This window comes from Chryseobacterium sp. StRB126, assembly GCF_000829375.1.
In the GTDB taxonomy this organism is placed as follows: domain Bacteria; phylum Bacteroidota; class Bacteroidia; order Flavobacteriales; family Weeksellaceae; genus Chryseobacterium.
In genome coordinates this window covers 2,858,505-2,879,724 of the sequence record NZ_AP014624.1, presented here as the reverse complement: position 1 = coordinate 2,879,724, position 21,220 = coordinate 2,858,505, and the positions used below count along the sequence as shown (strand labels likewise).

The window sequence follows — 21,220 nt, the reverse complement described above, 5'->3', positions numbered from 1 at the left end:
TACAGCTTGCAATATTTTTTTGTTTTCAAATTTTCAGAAAATTACAATATTCAACGGTTGAAGAAATAAGCATATATTACTGATATTTAATTATTTAAATTTTAAAAATTTACAATGGCAGAATTGCAGAAAGATTTTTTGTTTGTACTGGTAAAGTCATTGACGACTTCCGAAAAGCGACAGTTTAAGCTGTATGTAAACCGCCTCGGAATTAATGTAGATGCCAAATTTTTACTTCTTTTCTCTGAAATGGATAAAATGAAGGAATACGATGAAAGCATCATTATTGAAAAGAAAATATCTACCAAGCAGCAACTCTCTAACCTGAAAGCGCATCTCTACAAACAAATATTGGTGAGCCTCCGAATGAATCCAAGCCATCAGAATTACAGGATCCAGCTTCGGGAACAATTGGATTTTGCTAATATTTTATACCAAAAAGGACTTTATAAACAGGCATTAAAAATATTGGATAAAACCAAGCAGTCTGCCTTGGAACTGGATGAAAAAAGTATTGCTTCTGAAATCATAGATTTGGAAAAGGTTATTGAATCCCAATTTATTACACGAAGTTTTGAAGGACGGGCTGAAGAACTGATCAGACAATCTCAGGAATTAAGCAAACAAAACCGATATACCACAAAACTTTCCAACCTTTCTCTGAAATTATACAGTGAGATGCTGACTCACGGCTATGTAAAAAATGATGCAGACCGAGAAGAAGTTCTGAACATTTTTAATGCTGAAATTAAAAATATCAAATTTGATAAATTGAATTTTACTGAAAAATTGTGGTATTTTAAAGCTCATGTCTGGAAGAATCAGCTGTTGCAGGATTATAAATACACTCTGAAATATGCCTATCAATGGGTAGATCTGTTTCATAAAAGACCGGAGATGATCTTCAGCCATCCGGTTTGGTATATTAAAGGGAATACTTATCTGCTTAAAATCCTGTTCTTGTATGGAAACATTGATATTCTGGAGGAGCATTTTAAGGAATTTAATATAAGGGTTAATGCTGAAAATTTTGCCCAGAATGAGAATCTTCAGTCTCTTATTTTCCTTACCCATTATAATACGCTGATGAACATTCATTTTGTGAAAGGTGAATTTTTCACAGGTACAAAACTTATTCCTGAAATTGAATTGAAAATGGAAAAGCTGCGGGAAAGAATTGATGAACACCACTTTATGATTCTTTATCTTAAAATGGCAGCCATGTTTTTCGGCAGTAAGATGTATAAAAAAGCCATTGAATATTCAATGAGAATTATAGAATCAAAGGGTAATGTACAGGAAGATTTATTATTTCATACCCGGATTCTGATTTTAATGTCTAAGTACGAATCCGGAAATGATGAAGACTATGATGAATTCGTTGCATCTACCCTGAAATTTGCTAAAAAGATGAAAAAGCCTGAAGAATTTCACTTTGAGAGTATTCAGTTTTTTAAAAATCTGAATAATCAGGTACCAGATCAAAGACAGAAAGCATTTGAAATTTTTGATGAAAAGCTTGAAGAATTTTCTACAAATGAGTACTACAGAAGGTCATTATTCTATATTGATATTCATGGGTGGATCAAATCTAAAGTTCAGAATGTTGACGTAATTGAAATCATCAAACAAAAAGTAAAGTATAAAAGAAAAAGTTAGTATGGATTTTTCTCTCACTGATTTTGCAGATTACGCAGATAATCTATAAGAACATTTAAAAATATCCGGCATTCATCTATGTGTCCTTTAGTTTCTTTTTACAAACAAAAGGACACATAGGAATTCATACAAAGTATTAATTTCCAACATGGAACATATTAAAACACCTGATTAAATCCCATTAATATCTAATTTGTAAAACTTCTACTTATAAATACTTTCTATAAAGTGTAAAGCATTTTTATGACTAATCTTTTCTACAAGTTCGGAAGAGAATCTTTTTTCAATCTCTCTATTAATAGATGGATAGACTGATGCATTAGAATGTTCTTCAAAGAAAAACGGATGGCGGGATGTATCCGGATGATCTTTCCAATAAAAATAATCGGCTCCATAGGCAATATTGTTTTCTCCGCCCAGATCAAGCCCGTACTGGATATGTTCATAAAGCCTTTCAGGATTTTCAAGATCTACATAATCTTTAATAAAGTTTAAGCCGATCAAACCATTTCTGTTAATCACTTCTTTTGCCAGTTCATCCGGAAGGTTTCGGTTGTTTTTATATACTGTTCTGTAATTGGAATGGCTTGCCAGAATAGGAATTGAATAGTTTTTCCGATCTATATAAGTAAAAATATCATAAGCCAGCTGATCGCTTGTGTGTGCCAGATCTATAGCTATTTTTCGGTCTGCAATATAATCAATCAACACTTTTCCATCTTCTTTTAGTCCGGCAGTAGCATTATTTCCGCCTCCGAAACGGTTTTCTAAATGGTGGGTAATTCCGATATAAAATACTTTTTGAGTATTTTCAATAATGGTTTCAAGGTTTTTAAAACCTGAGTCCAGGCTTTCATTTTCATCACAAAAAGCAGAAGCGTTTTCGATGGAAGCAATAACTCCTACTCGATTTTCATTCTCAGGATTCTTATAATTTTCACCTTCAAACAAGAAAAAGTTTTCATTTTTGATGAGTTCTGAGAATAATTTGCTTTGCTGAAGTCCGTAATTAGTGCTTCCTTTACCTGTTCCTGCATACATAGCCATTATCTGAAGTTTTACATTTCCTTCCTGCAAATAGGGCAACGAACATCCTAGCTCTTTGTCATCAATCGTTGAGTTTGATCTTAAAAGATGGTATAACAGGTCACAGTGTAAATCAATGTTTATCATATTCATAATGATTTGTAGTTTAATTTTTATTCAAAAATATGAACGTAGATTTTTTTCAGAAAAAAAGTGAAAACTTCAAAATCTTATACTCCTGAAAATCTGAATCATATCATGGATATTTTTTGATGATTTTAAAGTCTCAAAATACTACTATTAATGGCATTCCATCATATTTATAATGAGTTTTTATGATTTAAAATATCTATTGCTTTTCTATAACTTATCCGGAAACGCTTTTATAAAGAGTAGCACCTTGTTTAAAAGTCAATACAGCCCAAACTTTAGGCTCTTTTTTGTCCATAATATTAATTCTCATTCTAAATATAGACTAATATAGTATTTTAACTAAAAAATGCGTATTTTTGCCTCTTAAAATTTTTTAGTAAACAATGATAAAAATTACACTTCCAGACAATAGTGTCAAAGAATTCGAAGGAGCAGTAACTGCTCTAGATGTGGCAAAATCTATAAGCGAGGGATTGGCTAGAAATACCATTTCCGCAATTGTTAATGACAAACAAGTAGAAATAACCACACCTATAACCACGGATTCTACGGTACAACTGTTGACCTGGAATGATGATCTTGGAAAGAAAGCTTTCTGGCATTCTTCTGCCCACCTTTTGGCGCAGGCTATCCTTGAATTTTATCCTAATGCTAAGCTGACTATTGGTCCGGCAATTGAGAACGGTTTCTACTATGATGTAGATTTCGGGGATGAAAGTTTATCTGAAAAAGATTTTGAAAAGATTGAAAAGAAAGTTCTTGAAAATGCTAAGAAAGGTTCAACTTTCTCTTTATACCCGGTTTCTAAAGAAGACGCTTTAAAAACGTATGCAGACAATCCTTACAAAGTGGAATTGATCTCTAATCTGAATGATGGAGAAATCACTTTTGTAACGCATGATAACTTCACAGATTTATGTCGTGGAGGACACATTCCTAACACAGGAATTGTAAAGGCGGTAAAGATTTTAAACGCTGCAGGAGCATATTGGAGAGGAAACGAAAAGAATCCTCAATTAACAAGAGTATATGGTATTTCTTTCCCTAAACAGAAAGAACTTACTGAATACCTTGAAAGATTAGAGGAGGCTAAAAGAAGGGACCACAGAAAGCTTGGGAAAGAGCTTGGAATTTTCGCTTTCTCTGAGAAAGTAGGTGCCGGTTTACCACTTTGGTTACCAAAAGGAACTGCTTTAAGAAGAAAATTGGAAAATTTCCTTTCAGATGCTCAGAAAAAAGGAGGTTATGAATTCGTAATGTCTCCCCACATCGGAGCTAAAGAATTGTACGTAACGTCTGGTCACTGGGATAAATATGGAGCAGACAGCTTCCAGCCGATCAAAACTCCAAATGAAGGAGAAGAATTCTTATTGAAACCAATGAACTGCCCGCACCACTGTGAGATCTATAAGACTTCACAATGGAGCTACAGAGATTTACCAAAAAGATATGCAGAATTCGGTACTGTATACAGATATGAGCAAAGTGGAGAGCTTCACGGATTAACAAGGGTTCGTGGATTTACTCAGGATGATGCCCACTTATTCTGTACTCCGGATCAGCTTTCTGAAGAGTTTGAAAAAGTAATTGATTTAACACTTTATGTTTTCAAATCTTTAGGATTTGAAGATTTTGTAACTCAGGTTTCATTAAGAGATCCTGAAAACAGAGAAAAATATATCGGTTCCGATGAAAACTGGGAAAAAGCTGAAACTGCAATCATCAATGCTGCAGAGAAGAAAGGTCTTAAAACGGTAGTTGAATACGGTGAAGCAGCATTCTACGGTCCTAAGCTTGACTTCATGGTGAAAGATGCGTTAGGAAGAAAATGGCAGCTTGGAACGATCCAGGTAGATTATAACTTACCGGAAAGATTTGATCTGCACTATATTGGAAATGATAATGAGAAGCACAGACCGGTAATGATCCACAGAGCTCCTTTTGGTTCTATGGAGCGTTTTATCGCAATCTTATTGGAAAATACTGCGGGAGATTTCCCTCTATGGTTGAGCCCGGATCAGTTTATCATTCTTCCAATCAGTGAAAAATATGTAGATTATGCAAAAAAAGTTTCACAATTTTTGGAAAATCACGATATTAGCGGTCAGATTGATGACAGAAACGAGAAAACGGGTAAAAAAATCCGTGATGCTGAATTAAAGAAGATTCCTTTCATGCTTGTAGTAGGAGAAAATGAAGAGAACGAAGGCACAATTTCTGTAAGAAGACGTGGCGAGGGAGATCTTGGAGTAATGAATCTGGAAGATTTCGCAGCTTACTTCAAAAAAGAAGCAGCCATTTAATAAAAGAATAAAGTTAAAGTATTGAGAGGCATATGATTAAACCCTCAATACTTTAAATATAAATAAGTAGTTAACCAATAAAATTATAATACAATAGCACAAAGATTTAACAACAGGGGCCCACAAAGACGTCCTGTACAGGAGGACTTACACTTGATCAACGATAAAATTCGTGTGAGAGAGCTTCGTTTGGTGGGCGATAACGTAGAGCCGGGAATTTATCCAATTGACAAAGCAAGACAGATTGCTGCAGAACAAGAATTGGATCTAGTAGTAATTTCTGATAAGGCAGAACCTTTTATTGCAAGAGTATTGGAATATAAAAAATTCTTATACGAGCAAAAGAAAAAACAGAAGGAACTTAAAGCTAAGCAAGTAAAAGTGGTTGTAAAAGAGATCCGTTTCGGACCTCAGACTGATGACCATGATTATGAATTCAAAAAGAAGCATGCTGAGAAATTCCTTGAAGAAGGTTCTAAATTGAAGACCTACGTATTTTTTAAAGGACGTTCGATCATCTTTAAGGATCAGGGAGAAATCTTGCTTTTAAAACTTGCTCAGGAACTAGAGCATGTGGGTAAAGTAGATCAGCTTCCTAAGCTTGAAGGAAAGAGAATGATTATGATGATGAGTCCTAAAAAACCAGCAAAATAATTAAGTCATTATTTTACATATAAAAACCTCAAATTACTTTGAGGTTTTTTTATATCAAAATTTCACGGAAAAGTTTCATAAAGAAAAGAAAGAGGGACTATGTAGACATCATTTGTATTCGTTCGCCCCCCTTTCTTACAGGTTTTATTAGTTTTTATCCTTCAAAATCACCACAGTCATGTTCTTTAAAAAGCGGTAAAGCTTTTTGGGTTGTAAAATATCTGGCAATTCTATTTTTATTTAATTCAAGTTTTTTACCTTCTACAACCAGCTCATAAATGGGTGCTTTATCGATTTGTGTTAAAATATAAGTTCTGTCTGATGTTTTTAAAATGGTTGTATTTCCTTCGGCGGAGACAGAGAAATCACTAACTTCAAAGGCATCCTTCTTATCACAGATATTGGTCCATTTAATTTTATCCTTCGTAATAGATAAACTTGTCAAATCACATGAATAACAGTTTCCGGAGAATTCTATTCCATATTTTTCATAGACATTTTTGCTTTTTATCTCCAATACATCAATAGGAACCAGTTCTGAAAAATCAACCGGTATTTCTACTTTTGAAATAGTATTTTTTTCCGGAGTAAGTTTAGAAACTGTATCTTTTTTTGCAGCAGTAGAATCAACTCTGTTCACTTTTTTTTCGGTAGAAGTTGAACAGGATGCTAATAAAACTACGGCAAATGAAAAGCTGGTTATTGTTTTTTTCATCTACAATGAATACTTAGTTTTAACGGTGTAAAATTGATTAAAATATGCGATTCAATATATCCCTGTTTTCAGCCATTTATTACCGGTATTAAGGCGTTTTGTTGGCTGCTGAATTGAATACTGATACATTTGTCCGAAAAAAATAGAACAATGAGACCTTTATATCAACTCTTCATATCCTCTACAGTTGTGCTAATGGGATGTAATCCGCAGAATAAATCGTCAGAAAATCAGAAAGCAGAAACTGAAGTTGCTCAGAAGACCATCGCATTTGCTGATTTCAAAAAGATAAAAGGTGTAGATAATGTACAGGAAGTTCCTTTTCAGTTATTTACAAAAATGGATTCTGTACGGTTTTTTGTGAGTCCCAATAAAACAGCTGCTCATCTGAAAATTGCGTATAATAAACTGGATAACTATTATGGATTTGAAGAGTTTGATGACTTCTACTCTATTCATTACAGCATTAATAATACTATTTCGAACAGCATTGAAGCTTTTGTGTTGAAATCAGAATTCACAGCCTCGTTTGATTTGACTTTAAAAGGTGTGGATCTGTATGAGATCAGAAGCAGTACATTAAAAGATTCTCAGGATTTTAAAAATAAATCATTCAGTAAATATGGCACGATAACGGAGGTTTCTGAACAGGAGTTTAAAGCTGCTTCTACAAATAAAATTGACGAAGTTCTGGTAAAAAATCCACAGGTTAAATTAAAGGATAATAATTGGATCTATACTGAAAATTCAAAAGAAACGGTGATTACACAACATGAGAATGTATCTACGGAAGACGGAACATTATCCAATGAATATATAGGGCAGTCTCCTTCCCTGCATCTGGAGGTCTTCAAAGAAAATCCGGCAGAAACTACAGATGTCTACTATTCTTTTTATAATGTAAAGCCAACAGCAGGTTTTTCTTTATTTACAGGTGGATATCCCCACATTCTTCCCAGTAAAAACTGGATATCTTATATTGGTTCAAATAATGATGTAGGAAGTAATTTTGATATCAGTACTTATGCAGAACAAAGTCATACCCAGGAAAACCTTTTATATGCAAACTTCACCAACTTCAAAATTGGCGATGAAACAAAAGCTTTTTGGGCGGATGATGAAACCTTTTATGCCGAAGTTTATCCTACCAATTCAGCTTCATCAAATGGCAAAAAGCAAAAAGCAGCTTTCATAAAAATTAAGCTGAAGGCTGATCTGTTTCGAATGAAAAAAAAGTATTATAACCCCTATAGCAATTGGCCCCACTAGGAAAGAAGTAAGATAAAAACCCCTGAAACCAGCCAGTGTTTATGGAGGTAAAGTCTAATATCTTTGCAGCAGTTATTTAAAGATATACCATGAAGAAAATAAGTTTAGCGATTCTTTTTTGTTTATTAAGTTTTATGACTTTTGCACAATCATTAAAGGTAGTTATTAAACAGGACGGAAAAGTAATTGAACCTGTAAATGATGTTTATGATCTAAAAAAATCACCTTTTGTATTTGAGTTTACTGCTGCCAATCTTGAAGGGTTTTTAGTGGGAGCAACTACTAATAAAGATATTTATGCAGGAGCTATAGGGGCATTCAACCCTGAGGTTCCATGGTTTCAAAGTACAGGGATGGCAGAGGAACTGTATAACAAGGATAAAGAAATGTTTCTGATGGATTCTGCACCATCGTATTGGTATTATACAGGGGTAAAAGATCACAGATTCGATAAAAACCCTAAAGGAAACTCAAAACAATGGACGGCTGCACGTACCATCACAAGGTTTTATGACATCATGGTGGATCAGCCCGTTCATTTAAAAGATGTTGATGGCAGAGTTTACCTTTTAATGTATGAGCCTGCATACAATGAAGAATATGATTTAACAGGAAAGAAAAACCTGTTTCAAGCTACACTTAGATTTAAAGATTAATAATTGAACACCTAATTTTAAATTTATATATAGAAAAGGTCTGCTTTTACGATGTAAGCAGACCTTTTTGCTAGTATTAATATCTGGCACTGAATTTAAACGATTAAGATTTTTAAGAGGATATTTCTTTGCAAGCAGTTTCTAACCACATAGGCACATAGAGTTTGAAGTATCTATTCATAACATTTCCAATATCATCTGTGAAATCTTCGTAATCTGTGGGAACTAAAAACAAACTTATACCCTTTGTCTTTACTCACAAATATCATTCGATACTCGGTTTATAGTGGCTAAACTGAGATATTTTATAGACGCAAAGGGTTTATTTTTAGTAACGTATTATTTTAAGGAAGCAAAGCAGTGAATCGATTAGCATTGATTCTGATGAAGTGAAAACTTAACATATACTTTTATATTTATTCACAATATTTTCCAATATCATCTGTGAAATCTGCGTAATCTGTGGGAACTAAAAACAAACTCATACCCTTTGTCTTTACCCACAAATACCATTCGATACTCGGTTTATAGCGATCTGAGATATTTTATAGACGCAAAGGTTTTATTTTTAGTAATGTATTATTTTAAGGAAGCAAAGCAGTGAATCAATTAGCATTGATTCTGATGAAGCGAAAACTTAACATATACTTTTATATTTATTCATAATGTTTTCCAATATCATCTGTGAAATCTGCGTAATCTGTGGGAACTAAAAACAAACTTATACCCTTTGTCTTTACCCACAAATACCATTCGATACTCGGTTTATAGCGACCTGAGATATTTTATAGACGCAAAGGGTTTATTTTAACGTATTATTTTAAGGAAGCAAAACAGTGAATCAATTAGCATTGATTCTGATGAAGCGAAAACTTAACATATACTTTTATATTTATTCACAATATTTTCCAATATCATCTGTGAAATCTACATAATCTGTGGGAACTAAAAATAAACTTATACCCTTTGTCTTTACCCACAAATACCATTCGATACTCAGTTTATAGCGGCCAAACTGAGATATTTTATAGACGCAAAGGGTTTATTTTTAGTAACGTATTATTTTAAGGAAGCAAAGCAGTGAATCAATTAGCATTGATTCTGATGAAGCGAAAACTTAACATATACTTTTATATTTATTCACAATGTTTTCCAATATCATCTGTGAAATCTGCGTAATCTGTGGGAACTAAAAACAAACTTATACCCTTTGTCTTTACCCACAAATACCATTCGATACTCGGTTTATAGCGACCTGAGATATTTTATAGACGCAAAGGGTTTATTTTTAGTAACGTATTATTTTAAGGAAGCAAAGCAATGAATCAGTTTCGTTGATTTTTTTTAAGCGAACGTTTACCCATAAGTTTAGTTAGCAGCTTTGCTACCTTTTTAGGATATCTTATTCGATAATCAAACCGTATTCTATGGCCAGTTTAATGGCAGAACTAAGATTGGAGGTCTGAAATTTTTCAATAAGATTTTTTCGGTGGCTTTCTACGGTGTGCGGGCTGATGAACAGCTTTTCGGCCATCTGATTGGTAGTTAATCCTTTTGCAGCTTCAGCCAGAATTTCTTTTTCTCTTCGTGTCAGCTTAGGAACCTGATTCAAGCCTTCTGGTGATTTTTTTTCCAAAACAGAGCGGGTTTGTGAGCATAAAAACTGGTTACCAGCATAAACGGTATTAATTCCTTCCAGAATTTCAGAAACAGAAGCATTTTTTTGAATGTATCCCAAAGCACCTTCGGCCAAAGTACTATTGATGACAGGTAGTTCATTGTGAACACTAAGCATAATGATCTGAAGGTTCCCGTATTTTTTCTTTAAAGGCTTTATAAGCTCAATACTGTTGATATCTGCTAAATTGATATCTAATAATAAAATGTCGACAGCTTGTTTTTTCAAACCTGCATTCATTTCCGAAACATTTTTGAAACACTCTACAACGTTTATGTTATTGTTATTATCTAAAATATTTTTCAACCCTTCCAATAGAAGCGGATGATCGTCTGTTATGGCTACTTTTATCATATTTAATGAGTAGGAATTTGAAGTTCTATACTGGTACCAATATTCAATTGGGACGTGATATTCATCGTCCCTTTTAAAAACTGGACTCTTGATTCTATATTATGAAAACCTGCTGTTTTTCTAAAGTCTAAGCTGGCGAGCTCAAAACCTTTACCGTCATCCTCTACCGTAAGATGTAATACATTGTCTTCTTCACTGATCTGAATGATGATTTCAGAGGCTTTGGCGTGTTTGATGGCGTTATTCACCAATTCCTGAATGACTCTATAGATAAGCAGTTGTTTTTCTTCTGTTATGGAATTACTGTAATTGATAAATTCTGTATGGATGTTTAATGCACTGTTGGACATACGTGAAGCAAACTCCTGAATGGCCGCTACCAAGCCGTATTTCATTAATAAATCAGGCATTAAATTATGCGCTACACGACGTAATTCTTCTACAGCACCATCAATCTGGTTGATTGATTTTGAAATTCCCTCCTCTATATTTCCAGATTGATGCGGATCTAAAATAGACAGTTGGAGTTTGGTTCCTGAAAGCAATCCGCCCAATCCGTCATGAAGATCACGGGCTAAACGGCCGCGCTCCTGCTCCTGCCCTTCCAGCAATGCGGTAAGCGTAGATATTTTAGAGTTCTGCTTCTCTTTTTCCATGGCCAGGGCATGCAGTTCATCTCTCTGCTTAATCGACTTTACACGTTGTTTATACGCATACAGCAATAAGAAAATAAGAACGATGAAAATGAAAATAAAAACAATATAATAGGTATTGATCTTTTCTTTGAATGCCAGCAACTTTTTATAACTGTTGATATCGTTGTTCTTCTGTTTGGTTTCCAGTTTGGCCAAACGAAGCTGTTGTTCTTTTTTTTCAGCCTCAAGCTCTGAAAATTTCAAACGCTCACGTTGGTTTTCTTCTACCAGTTTCAAGTTATTATAGACTTGTTCGCGCTGTGCTCGAAGAATGTTGATCAATTTAATTTGCTGGGCTTTTTTATCACTTTCAAGTTGAAGTTTTATATATTTCTGTTCCTGTCGTTCTTTTTCAAACTGAGATTCCAGTCTTTTGGTGATATCCAGTTTTTCCTGATCATAAACACTTTTATATTTGTCTACATAGCTTTTATAATAGGTAAGAGCTTCTTTGTAATTGCCTTGCTGTTCGCTAATTCGGGATAAAGACTCCAGAATAGATAATTCAATATTATGATCTCTTACCGGGCTTTTTCCGATCTCCATAGCAGCTTTCAGAAAATAAGACTTGGCTAAATCATAATTTTTATCCTGTATGGCCAATTCTGCCAATATTCCAAATGAAGAAGCAATATGAATAGGATCACCGGTTTCCAGACTCACCTTATTGGCTAGTTGAGCGTATTGCATCGCTTTCTCCGGGTTAAATTCGGTATATAAATTGGCTAAATTGATTGCAGCATAAGAAAGATTGCTCTTATTGAGCATAGATTCTTTATTTTTATTGAAAGTCGCAATAGCCTGCAGATAAAACTGCTCTGCTTTATTTCTAAACTGTATATCTGATGGATTTTGAGCATATTTCTGTTCATATATATACCCCATTCGCATATACGCATCGAAGATCAAACCAGGATCATTTTGTTTGGATGCTAATAACAAAAACTGTTTCCCGTATTTTTCTTCCAGTTGATATTCATTCAGGTTAGAATAAATAGTGGATAGCTCTTTGGCTACATTCCCAAATCTTCCGTATAGTGTAGAAGTTGTTGGGGAATTTTCATAATAATTAATAGCCTTAAGGTAGGCTGTTACTGCCTCTGTTGTTTTATTATTACGAACCAGAATCCAGCCTTTTGCATATTCCAGATAGCCTTTAGCTTCGTTACTATTTGTTTTTAAACTGTAAATTGTAGCCAGATCCAGACTTTTTGAAGACTCGGCTTCTTTATTGTCCAGGCGGTAGTTCATGGCCAGAACAGCATATAAAATAGTGGCATATTTTCCATCGGTTTGCTTTGTTGCAATGGAAATGTTATGGGCTAAAATCTGATAGGATTTCGGTTTAGCCTTATGAAAAAATAAGGCAGTGGCATATTTGGGTGCCAGATTAAGTTGTTCTTCTGTTTGGTTTGAAGCATTGTTATACTCCTTCTCTAATTTGCTTAAAATATCTTGTGCCTGAGCAAAAAACGGACAAATAAGTAACGTAAATATAAATAATAGCCTGTACCTCAAACCCTTGTCTTTATTAAGTTGTATTACATTAAGGAACGTAAATATAAGTAAAATACTCCTACTCAATTTTGGACTGATGCTGTTCAGTAAAATATTTCCATTTATGAAGTTTTCTTTCATTTTTAAATGTAGGATCTTTATTTAAGCTGCAAATTTTATCATGTTTATCCTTGTCAAGGTTTGAAACCTTGACAAGGATATTTATTTAGCTATTCTCATTTTTACATTCAATAAATTCCTGTAATAACTCAGAATCTAAATTTATGTCTAATGCTGAACGTAAAGCTACATCAGGATGCTCGTCTACGCATACAATGGAATCAAAAAAACAGCTTCCTGGTCAAAATCGATAACAGACTTTACATCTATGTTTATGAATTGAGGGTTATGCATTGCTACAATTTGTTTCAGCATTTAGATTTTGGCAAAGAAATTAAAGGTTTGTTGAGCAACTAGCGTGGATTTTGTATCTGATGGATCATTAATTTGTTCTTCATACAATTCTATTCTTATGATTTTAATATCACTCGGAATTTTGTAAATTTCATCCTGTGTATAATTATATCCCTGTACATTTGCCTTTTCTTTCCCTGGCTTCTTTTTGATTTCCACATAATACTTCAGCGTAATAGTATTCCCACTTTGCTCTCCCCTTTCAAAACGAATTTTTCTCACCTGATGAATGGTATGTCCACCGGAACTGATATTTCCCTGAATACGAAACTGTAATACTTCAGCATTTTTGGAAAGCATGAAAATCATAGGACTAAGACGCTCTGTAACCGCCTTACGAGTTGTATAGGTATGTATTTTATCTGTTTCGGGAATTTCTTTTGTAACCCTTTTGGGTTCAGTATAAATGGTAGTAACCTGCAATTTCTGAGCGTTGCTTTTACAGCCCAGCAGCGCAAAAAGTGAAGTTAAAATCACAAAATGTTTCACTCTCTTATCTTTAATCAATCTTTGAGCTAAAGATAATTAAAGTCATTGGTTCAAAATATCCCTGATAATAGTGGTTTTTTGACCACTAGTTCGATATGTCAAAGCATATATCAAATAGTAACATACAAAAATAAGTGGCTGCTAAACTGACCACAATAATTCCGGGAATCAGAAATACAATGAAGTAATAAGATCTTTTTTTCTTTTCTCTTGTACTGAATTAATAATAAAAGTGATAAGCATACATAAAAATCCGGCCCCGAAAAACATCATCAAAGTAACAAGAAATAATGCTCTTTCTAAGTGTAAATCTGCAGAGAAAGCATGTTTAAATATTTAGGTTAGTATGAAAGGTTTAAAGCTGGGAGCTGGAAGAATGGAGTTATAGAAGTCATAAAGAATTGTTTGTCTTTTTTAATTTCTTTGTGTTGTGGCTGTCACTAATGGTAACTGAAAGTAAGACTTCCTGCCTCCCTCTTCCAGCTTCCAGTACACTTATATTTAATTTCTTTAACCAACTCGGTTTAATAAAAACCTTACATCATTCTTTATATTCCTTTCCGGAATAAATATCAATATAATAATACCTATTTTCACCAGAATTAATTTTAACCTTTACCCAACCATCCGAATTGATAGAATTATAAGCTTTTGATCCGATATTTTTCTTGCTCTTATTATCATACAGTGTATACAACCCTTCTTGTTCTTTCTGAAGCGCATAGATCTGTTCTTCTGTATCCAAAACTGATATATTATGATATTCAGGCTTTATTTCCCATGCTTTTTCATGACTATTCCATAAGCCCATAGTTCTCAATTGTTGTTCGTTTTCAATTTGGATAAGATATACATCATTCATTCCTGTATAATAATTTATTTTACCGAATTTCCAGTTTTTGCCAACATATTGATTGGGTAAAATCATTTTTCTATCGGGCCAAACCAGATTCCCGACCTGATCCAACACTTTAAAATCATAGGAACCAATGGAATCTGTAATATTTCCTTCAGTATCAATATAAAGCCAATCGTACGCCCAAATGTCATGGTCGTAATTAAAAACTCCTAGTAAAAAATAAGGTGAATTGGTGATGGAATACACTAAGGAAGTATTTTTAATGAAATCTATTTGCGAAGCTGTTGCCTTTGTAATTTCCTTTGGAAATACCTTTTCATATTGTGGAAAAGCATAGACATCCTTTGTTTTGCTGTCTGTTAAAAGTTTAGGAACTTCCGGTTCATAACGTTCTTTGTTAACTTCTTTCAATGTTATCTTCTCCTGCCCAAACATGATCGAAAGTGTTTCAGATCCTGTTAAATTGCTGTGAACTGCTTTTCTCTGATTTAATTCATACACAGAAAAATGGGCATTAGAGCCTTTGATAAATCGTTTGTTTTCTAACAACTTTGTAATATTATTTTCGATTTTATCTAATCGGTCTTTTTTGATTTCGTAAAGAGTACCATTCCAGAAAACATGGTTATGATCTAAAGAAATAAAATTGAGATAATAATTATCTTCTAAGTACGGAATGTCTTCATGAAGTAAGACTTGTTTATTTTCTAAAATTCCAATCTCTATTTTATGATAGGTCTGTTCTTTTTTAATGCCACTTCCCATGATATTCCAGTCCCATTTCCAGACAGGCATTTTCTTTTCATATTCAATATCCTTTTTATAAAATGTGAGCCCGTTTACAACATTTAAATTAATTTTCTCAGCAGAAAATCCCAATACTATTTTTCCACTTTCATCTATAACGGCATATTCATCTTTTTCATTCATAACAACGGCAAAACCTGTAGCAGTAAACAGAGATGCACTTTGATATTTTTGATTATTGACCGGTTTCAGACTGGTTTTATCCACATAAATAAACTCATTCTGTTGAGTTAAAAAGGGAATGCTCTTGATGGTTTTTATTTTTGAAGATGCTAATTGAGAATTATCTTTTTTTTCCTGTGTACAAGCGGTAACTGATGCCAACATAAAAAAGATACTGTATACTATTGTTTTCATACTCCGAAATATTCATCAATATTAGAGAGAAGCAAAGAGTAACACAATCCCGAATATCAGCTATATTTTAGAATATATAAGCTGCTAAAACAGATGCAGTCAACAATATCTTTTAATTATATTCAAAATAGAACATAAAAGAGAAATACGACAAGAATTTTTATTTGTAGTTTTTTTAATTTTCATTATTTTGTAGCCGTTATCCTAAAAAGTTTAGGAAACATTAGTATAAATATAAATAAACCATGAGATTAGGATATTTATCCTTTTTTTTCATAGCAGCAATTTTTTTTCTCTCGGATGCTACTATTATTACCCTTTTTTTTCAGATGATAGCTTGATTTCATTACGCTATGCACAACGTTTTATTGAAGGAAAAGGATTAACCTGGAATGATGGACACCCGGTTGAAGGGTATTCTAATTTGCTTTGGGTTTTAGCAGTATCTGTATTGTGCAAATTAGGTGTGGATCTTATTCTTGCTGCCAGAATTATTGGCATTTTGTGTTCATTAGGGATATTGGGAAGTATTCTTTATTATTTTAGAAATAAAAATATACCAAAAGAATATGTTTTTCTGGGGGTTGCATTATTAGCTACTACTCCATGCTTTGCTGTTTGGGCCATTGGTGGATTGGAACAGCCTTTATATGTATTACTTCTGACCTTAATTTTAATAGAGGTTTCAAAAATTATTAATGATAAAAATTTCAAAACAATTTATCTTTTATCATTTTGGCTGGGACTTTTAGCACTTACCAGACCGGATGGATTTTTATTTACCATACTTACCTCAGGGTTTTTATTAGCAATATATAGAAAGCAGAAAGATCAGTTCATTAAAATAGGTTTTGCCACAGCAATTATTCCATCACTGTTTTTACTGGGACAACTTGCATTCCGCTATAATTTTTACGGGGAATTGGTTCCTAATACAGCTTTGGTGAAGGTAAAAGTAACTATTCATCACATTTTACGCGGTGGCTTTTATAATTTTAAAGCTTTCCTAAGTACTTTAGTATTATCAGGATTAGGGTTAGGATCTCTTTATTATCTTTTAAGAAACAAAAATCTTTTCGGATATTATTTATTACTGTTAACGGCTTCCTGGGTTGGTTATGTGACTTTGGTTGGCGGAGATATATTTCCTGCTTTCAGGCATTATTATGTTGTACTGATACTGTTTGTTTTCTCAATTATTTTTGGATTGCATTATTTCAAAAGGATTAATTTGACTTCAAAAAAAACAAGCTTGAGTTTTATTCTACTTTTAATAATAAATGGATTTGTTCAACCTAAAATCCCTGATAATGAACGTGCCATTGATGAAAGATGGGAGTTCAGGGGAATGAAACTGGGAGAAACTTTAAAGAAAACATTTCCCAATCAAACGCTGGTTGCTGTTACTACTGCAGGCTGTATTCCTTACTCATCTGAATTACCTACTCTTGATATGCTCGGGTTAAATGATTATTATATTCCAAGACATCCGCCTAAGAATTTTGGAAATGGATCTTTGGCCCATGAACTGGGTGATGCTAATTATGTGATGAACCAAAATCCTGATATTATTATTTTCCATACTGGAGGTGAACTCAACTTTAATATTGGCGATCAACTGAGGGTTAATAAAGTTTTCAAGAATAATTACATTAAGGTAAAATCAAAAGAAAAAGAGGAAGAATATCAATTATTCTTCAATAAATACGGGAAGAATACAGGTATTAAAAACAATGGTAATCAATTAATCATTCCAGGATACTTGTTCCAGACTTCATCAGATGATGTGAGTATATTTTCCGATAATAAACTGGTTAAAACAATGAATAAAGGAAACATGTATACTCTATCTATAGACCATCTTCCATCCAGAGATTGGAAAATAGCAGGTTCAGAAGAAAAAACGGTAGATTTCAATACTGATATTCAGATGAAAAATGGACAGTTAACCATTAAAATTACCCCAAAACACCATATGTTTTTAGAAAGTCTTGTTCTGGAAAGGAAATATTGATATTTTTTTCGTACTTTTGCAAACTATTATTCCTAATGTCTTTAGGAAACCATAAACAGATATTGATAACAAAAACAATAAAAAAGCAAAACAATGCCAAAATTAAAAACGAAATCAGGTGCTAAGAAACGTTTTGCTCTTACTGGAACAGGTAAGATCAAAAGAAAAAACGCTTACAAAAGCCACATCTTAACTAAGAAAGAAACTAAGCAGAAGAGAAATCTTACTAGTACTTCTTACGTAGCTAAAGTGGACGAGAAAAGCGTTCAACGTCAATTAGCAATTAAGTAGTTTTTATAAATCTATATTCGGTTTATAAGAATTCAAAAACAAATTCAAAATTTTAACCCTGAAACGGTGCAAATAAGAGTAACATCAGTTGCCGCCCTTTTCAAAAAAACAATTTAAATTATGCCAAGATCAGTAAATGCGGTAGCTTCAAGAGCTCGCAGAAAGAAAATTTTTAAGCAAGCTAAAGGTTTCTTCGGTAGAAGAAAGAACGTTTGGACTGTAGCTAAAAACGCGGTAGAAAAAGCAATGCAATATGCTTACCGTGGTAGAAAAGAGAAGAAAAGAAACTTCAGAGCACTTTGGATCACTCGTATCAACGCGGGAACTAGAGAGCACGGAATGTCTTACTCTCAATTTATGGGAGCTCTTAAAAAGAACAACATTGAGCTTAACAGAAAAGTTTTAGCAGATTTAGCAATGAATCACCCTGAAGCTTTCAAAGCTGTTGTAGATCAAGTAAAATAATGTAGAATACTATTTTTGTTATCAATATAGTCCCGGGTTTTTATCCGGGATTTTTTTATTTATACACCATTTTATTCACAGGGGATCAATACTTTTCACCCCCACATGTAAAATATAAGCCTGAAATGATATTTAGATGAAAATAAAATTAAATTTAAGATTAAATAATATCACAGGTTATAGCATTATTAAAAAAACAGTTGAATACTGACGAATAACATTGATTATCGAAATAAAATCCACCATTAATTCTTATATTAGCAACTGAAAATTAATTCAATTGAATAAATGAAAAAAATAGCTGTTTTTTTATTTACCTCCTTAGTGTTGCAAAATATCGGAGCACAGAATCTTATTCAGGCCTATAAGACCAGAGCGGATATGGTTTCTCAAACAAATATCACGAACTATCTTACTGATTTTGAAAATCTTGGAGTAAAAACTACAGGTTCCCTTGTAAATACCAATACGCTGAACTGGCTGAAGACCAAGTATACCTCTTATGGATATACGGCCAGCCAGATTGAAGAAGACCCTTTTACTTATACAACTTTTAACGGAAATAGTATCAGTTCTAAAAATTTAGTGATTACTAAAATAGGAACTGTTTATCCAGACAAGTTTGTAATTATCTGTGGACATTATGACACCATCGTTGGACCTGGAGTTAGTGATAATGGCAGTGGTACTTCTATCCTTTTAGAAGCAGCAAGAATATTAAAAGACGTTCCTACTGAATACTCTATTAAGTTTATTCATTTCTCTGGAGAAGAACAAGGACTTAAAGGAAGTTATCATTACGCGGACAATATTGCTTATCAAGGGATTACACGTAAATTAGATATTAAGTTAGTTCTCAATATAGATCAGGTAGGCGGCCAGTTAGGAAACAATAATAATACGATTACTTGTGAAAAAGATATCAGTGGAATGTCCGGAAATAATGCGGCATCTGCTGCTGTAACTCAGGAATTGGCTGTATGTACAGGACTTTACTCTCCTCTTCAGACTTTTACTTCTAACGCATATAATTCGGATTATATCCCTTTTGAACAGAAAGGTTATACTATTACCGGTTTTTATGAATATATCAGAAGTGAAAATGAACACAGTACAAATGATACTTTTGCCAATATAGATCCTGTTTACGTTTTTAATGTAGGTAAGGCAGCTGTAGGAGCATTACAGCATTTTGCGGTTGCTTCTACTGCAAATAATACTCTGGGAGCACAGGATACTACAGGACAAAGATTATCAGAAACTGTAAATATTTATCCTAACCCGGCAAAAAATCTGTTAACGGTGGAATTGCCCCAAAACATTAAGCAGTTCAATATTGAAATTTCCGATATGACCGGAAATACAGTGCTTCGTTCTGAGAATCAACACAAAATAGATACTACCCCTTTGATTAATGGAACATATATGATCTCTATAAAAACAGCCAAAGATCATATCATTAAGAAGATGATCATTGAAAAATAACCAATATATGATAATGATGAACTTCTCAGTTCCTATAATAATGCATTATTCAGCCTTATAATACTCACACGATGAAAAAAATCACTTCTTTTTTATTAATCGTTATAGCTTCACATAGTATCAGCGCACAAAGTTTTATTCAAGCTTATCAAAACAGAGCTGATGCGGTTTCTCAAACGGATATTATCACAAATCTGCAGGCATTTGCTAGTTTGGGGTTAAAAAAAACAGGAACTCAGGCTAATGCTGACGCACTCAATTGGATTAAAAACAAATATCTCTCTTACGGATATACAGCCAGCCAAATATCGGAAGATACTTTTCCTTATTTGAATACCACTTCAAAAAATTTAATCATAACAAAAACAGGAACAGTTTACCCTAATAAATATGTAATTATCTGTGGACATTTTGATAGCATTGCCGGTTCAGGTGTTAATGATAATGGAAGTGGAACCTCTATTATTTTAGAGGCGGCAAGAATTTTAAGAACAATTCCTACAGAATATTCCATTAAGTTCATTCATTTCTCCGGAGAAGAGCAAGGGCTTTTAGGCAGTTATCATTATGTAGACAATGTTGTTTATCAAGGAAGTAATCGTATTCTGGATATTAAACTGGTTTTCAACCTGGATCAGGTAGGAGGAGTAATGGGAAATAATAATAACACCGTGTATTGTGACGAAGACATGGGAGGTCTTCCGGGTAATAATGCTGCTTCTGCTGCCATAACACAGGAGTTAAGAAATTGCACGGCATTGTATTCCACTCTTCAGACTGCTGTTGACCCTGCCGAAAATACAGATTATATTCCATTCGAAGAAAGAGGAGAGATTATCACAGGTTTTTTTGAAAGGATCAGAAGTAGCTACCCACATACCGTTAATGACACTTTTGCCAATACAGATCCGGAGTATATTTATAAGATTGGAAAGGCATCTGTAGGAGCACTACAACATTTTGCTGGTGCTTCTACACAAACATTAGGAACGCAGGAAACTATTTCAAAAAACCCTTTAGAATCTATAAAAATCTACCCTAATCCGGCAAAGGACTTCATCAGCATTGAATTTCCAGATTCTAAAATAACGAATTTCAGTTTTGAAATCACTGATTTTGAGGGACGTTCTTTATTTAAAACATATAATAAAACTAAAGTTAATATCTCAAGCCTGGAAAACGGTGCTTATGTTGGGATTATAAAGACCGGTGATAAGACTGTAGTAAGGAAGGTTATTATAGCCAAATAATTTCTATTAAAAGCATTTATTAAAATACTTAGCCCTTTGAATTTCTTCAAAGGGTTTTTATTGCTTAGTA

The 21,220-nt window shown here is 33.5% G+C and carries 16 protein-coding genes; 10 read left to right on the top strand and 6 right to left on the bottom strand.

Annotated features, from left to right (window positions below; all coding sequences use genetic code 11):
• The first annotated feature begins 114 nt into the window (after nucleotides 1-114).
• Nucleotides 115-1,659, top strand: coding sequence for a hypothetical protein (locus tag CHSO_RS13025; protein WP_045496565.1), 1,545 nt, complete (start codon nucleotides 115-117; stop codon nucleotides 1,657-1,659).
• Between the two features lie 204 nt (nucleotides 1,660-1,863).
• On the opposite strand, the gene CHSO_RS13020 is transcribed toward CHSO_RS13025, so the two are convergent.
• Entirely contained in the window at nucleotides 1,864-2,838 is a 975-nt protein-coding gene (locus CHSO_RS13020; protein ID WP_045496562.1) for a dipeptidase, read from the bottom strand.
• A gap of 383 nt (nucleotides 2,839-3,221) precedes the next feature.
• On the opposite strand from CHSO_RS13020, the gene thrS reads away from it, so the two are divergent.
• A complete protein-coding gene (thrS, locus tag CHSO_RS13015) occupies nucleotides 3,222-5,141 on the top strand; it encodes a threonine--tRNA ligase (RefSeq protein WP_045496559.1) in 1,920 nt (639 codons plus the stop codon).
• A 153-nt stretch (nucleotides 5,142-5,294) separates the two neighbouring features.
• Entirely contained in the window at nucleotides 5,295-5,795 is a 501-nt protein-coding gene (gene infC / locus CHSO_RS13010) for a translation initiation factor IF-3 (RefSeq protein WP_027372223.1), read from the top strand.
• 154 nt (nucleotides 5,796-5,949) lie between these two features.
• Here infC and CHSO_RS13005 read toward each other — a convergent pair whose 3' ends face one another.
• Nucleotides 5,950-6,510 (bottom strand): hypothetical protein, encoded by a 561-nt coding sequence (locus CHSO_RS13005; protein ID WP_045496556.1) that lies wholly within the window; start codon nucleotides 6,508-6,510, stop codon nucleotides 5,950-5,952.
• A gap of 150 nt (nucleotides 6,511-6,660) precedes the next feature.
• Here CHSO_RS13005 and CHSO_RS13000 point away from each other — a divergent pair, with 150 nt between their 5' ends.
• Together CHSO_RS13000 and CHSO_RS12995 are read left to right on the top strand one after the other, a co-directional pair.
• Nucleotides 6,661-7,779 carry a hypothetical protein gene (locus CHSO_RS13000; protein ID WP_045496553.1) on the top strand — a complete coding sequence of 373 codons (1,119 nt, stop codon included), beginning with the start codon at nucleotides 6,661-6,663 and terminating at the stop codon, nucleotides 7,777-7,779.
• 89 nt (nucleotides 7,780-7,868) lie between these two features.
• On the top strand, nucleotides 7,869-8,435 hold the full coding sequence (locus CHSO_RS12995; RefSeq protein WP_045496544.1) for a hypothetical protein: 567 nt from the start codon (nucleotides 7,869-7,871) through the stop codon (nucleotides 8,433-8,435).
• A 1,402-nt stretch (nucleotides 8,436-9,837) separates the two neighbouring features.
• Here CHSO_RS12995 and CHSO_RS12990 read toward each other — a convergent pair.
• From CHSO_RS12990 to CHSO_RS12970, 4 genes are all read right to left on the bottom strand, one after another.
• The gene (locus CHSO_RS12990) at nucleotides 9,838-10,467 is read right to left on the bottom strand and encodes a response regulator transcription factor (protein WP_045496541.1); all 630 of its coding nucleotides are present in this window, start codon (nucleotides 10,465-10,467) and stop codon (nucleotides 9,838-9,840) included.
• Between the two features lie 2 nt (nucleotides 10,468-10,469).
• A complete protein-coding gene (locus CHSO_RS12985) occupies nucleotides 10,470-12,800 on the bottom strand; it encodes an ATP-binding protein (RefSeq protein ID WP_232509062.1) in 2,331 nt (776 codons plus the stop codon).
• A gap of 294 nt (nucleotides 12,801-13,094) precedes the next feature.
• A complete protein-coding gene (locus CHSO_RS12980; RefSeq protein ID WP_232509061.1) occupies nucleotides 13,095-13,622 on the bottom strand; it encodes a hypothetical protein in 528 nt (175 codons plus the stop codon).
• Between the two features lie 541 nt (nucleotides 13,623-14,163).
• Nucleotides 14,164-15,645, bottom strand: a complete 1,482-nt coding sequence (locus CHSO_RS12970; protein WP_045496538.1) for a hypothetical protein — start codon at nucleotides 15,643-15,645, stop codon at nucleotides 14,164-14,166.
• A 337-nt stretch (nucleotides 15,646-15,982) separates the two neighbouring features.
• Between CHSO_RS12970 and CHSO_RS12965 the strand changes: the two genes are divergently transcribed.
• The 5 genes from CHSO_RS12965 (at nucleotide 15,983) to CHSO_RS12945 (ending at nucleotide 21,150) form a co-directional block, all read left to right on the top strand.
• A complete protein-coding gene (locus CHSO_RS12965) occupies nucleotides 15,983-17,659 on the top strand; it encodes a hypothetical protein (protein ID WP_045496535.1) in 1,677 nt (558 codons plus the stop codon).
• Nucleotides 17,660-17,752: 93 nt separating this feature from the next.
• Complete coding sequence (gene rpmI / locus CHSO_RS12960) at nucleotides 17,753-17,950, top strand: 50S ribosomal protein L35 (protein ID WP_034694453.1); 198 nt, start codon at nucleotides 17,753-17,755, stop codon at nucleotides 17,948-17,950.
• Nucleotides 17,951-18,070: 120 nt separating this feature from the next.
• Nucleotides 18,071-18,415, top strand: coding sequence for a 50S ribosomal protein L20 (gene rplT, locus CHSO_RS12955; RefSeq protein WP_034694451.1), 345 nt, complete (start codon nucleotides 18,071-18,073; stop codon nucleotides 18,413-18,415).
• Nucleotides 18,416-18,703: 288 nt separating this feature from the next.
• Nucleotides 18,704-19,900, top strand: coding sequence for a M28 family peptidase (locus tag CHSO_RS12950; RefSeq protein WP_045496529.1), 1,197 nt, complete (start codon nucleotides 18,704-18,706; stop codon nucleotides 19,898-19,900).
• Between the two features lie 71 nt (nucleotides 19,901-19,971).
• Nucleotides 19,972-21,150, top strand: a complete 1,179-nt coding sequence (locus CHSO_RS12945) for a M28 family peptidase (protein ID WP_045496526.1) — start codon at nucleotides 19,972-19,974, stop codon at nucleotides 21,148-21,150.
• The last annotated feature ends 70 nt before the right edge of the window (nucleotides 21,151-21,220 follow it).

Bases quoted from the DNA above. Each gene is read 5' to 3' on its own strand.
- CHSO_RS12995 (WP_045496544.1), top strand. From the start codon at position 7,869: ATGAAGAAAATAAGTTTAGCGATTCTTTTTTGTTTATTAAGTTTTATG.
- CHSO_RS13025 (WP_045496565.1), top strand. From the start codon at position 115: ATGGCAGAATTGCAGAAAGATTTTTTGTTTGTACTGGTAAAGTCATTG.
- CHSO_RS13000 (WP_045496553.1), top strand. From the start codon at position 6,661: ATGAGACCTTTATATCAACTCTTCATATCCTCTACAGTTGTGCTAATG.
- thrS (WP_045496559.1), top strand. From the start codon at position 3,222: ATGATAAAAATTACACTTCCAGACAATAGTGTCAAAGAATTCGAAGGA.
- CHSO_RS12950 (WP_045496529.1), top strand. From the start codon at position 18,704: ATGAAAAAAATAGCTGTTTTTTTATTTACCTCCTTAGTGTTGCAAAAT.
- CHSO_RS13020 (WP_045496562.1), bottom strand. From the start codon at position 2,838: ATGAATATGATAAACATTGATTTACACTGTGACCTGTTATACCATCTT.
- CHSO_RS12945 (WP_045496526.1), top strand. From the start codon at position 19,972: ATGAAAAAAATCACTTCTTTTTTATTAATCGTTATAGCTTCACATAGT.
- CHSO_RS12990 (WP_045496541.1), bottom strand. From the start codon at position 10,467: ATGATAAAAGTAGCCATAACAGACGATCATCCGCTTCTATTGGAAGGG.
- CHSO_RS12985 (WP_232509062.1), bottom strand. From the start codon at position 12,800: ATGAAAGAAAACTTCATAAATGGAAATATTTTACTGAACAGCATCAGT.
- CHSO_RS12970 (WP_045496538.1), bottom strand. From the start codon at position 15,645: ATGAAAACAATAGTATACAGTATCTTTTTTATGTTGGCATCAGTTACC.
- rpmI (WP_034694453.1), top strand. From the start codon at position 17,753: ATGCCAAAATTAAAAACGAAATCAGGTGCTAAGAAACGTTTTGCTCTT.
- rplT (WP_034694451.1), top strand. From the start codon at position 18,071: ATGCCAAGATCAGTAAATGCGGTAGCTTCAAGAGCTCGCAGAAAGAAA.
- CHSO_RS13005 (WP_045496556.1), bottom strand. From the start codon at position 6,510: ATGAAAAAAACAATAACCAGCTTTTCATTTGCCGTAGTTTTATTAGCA.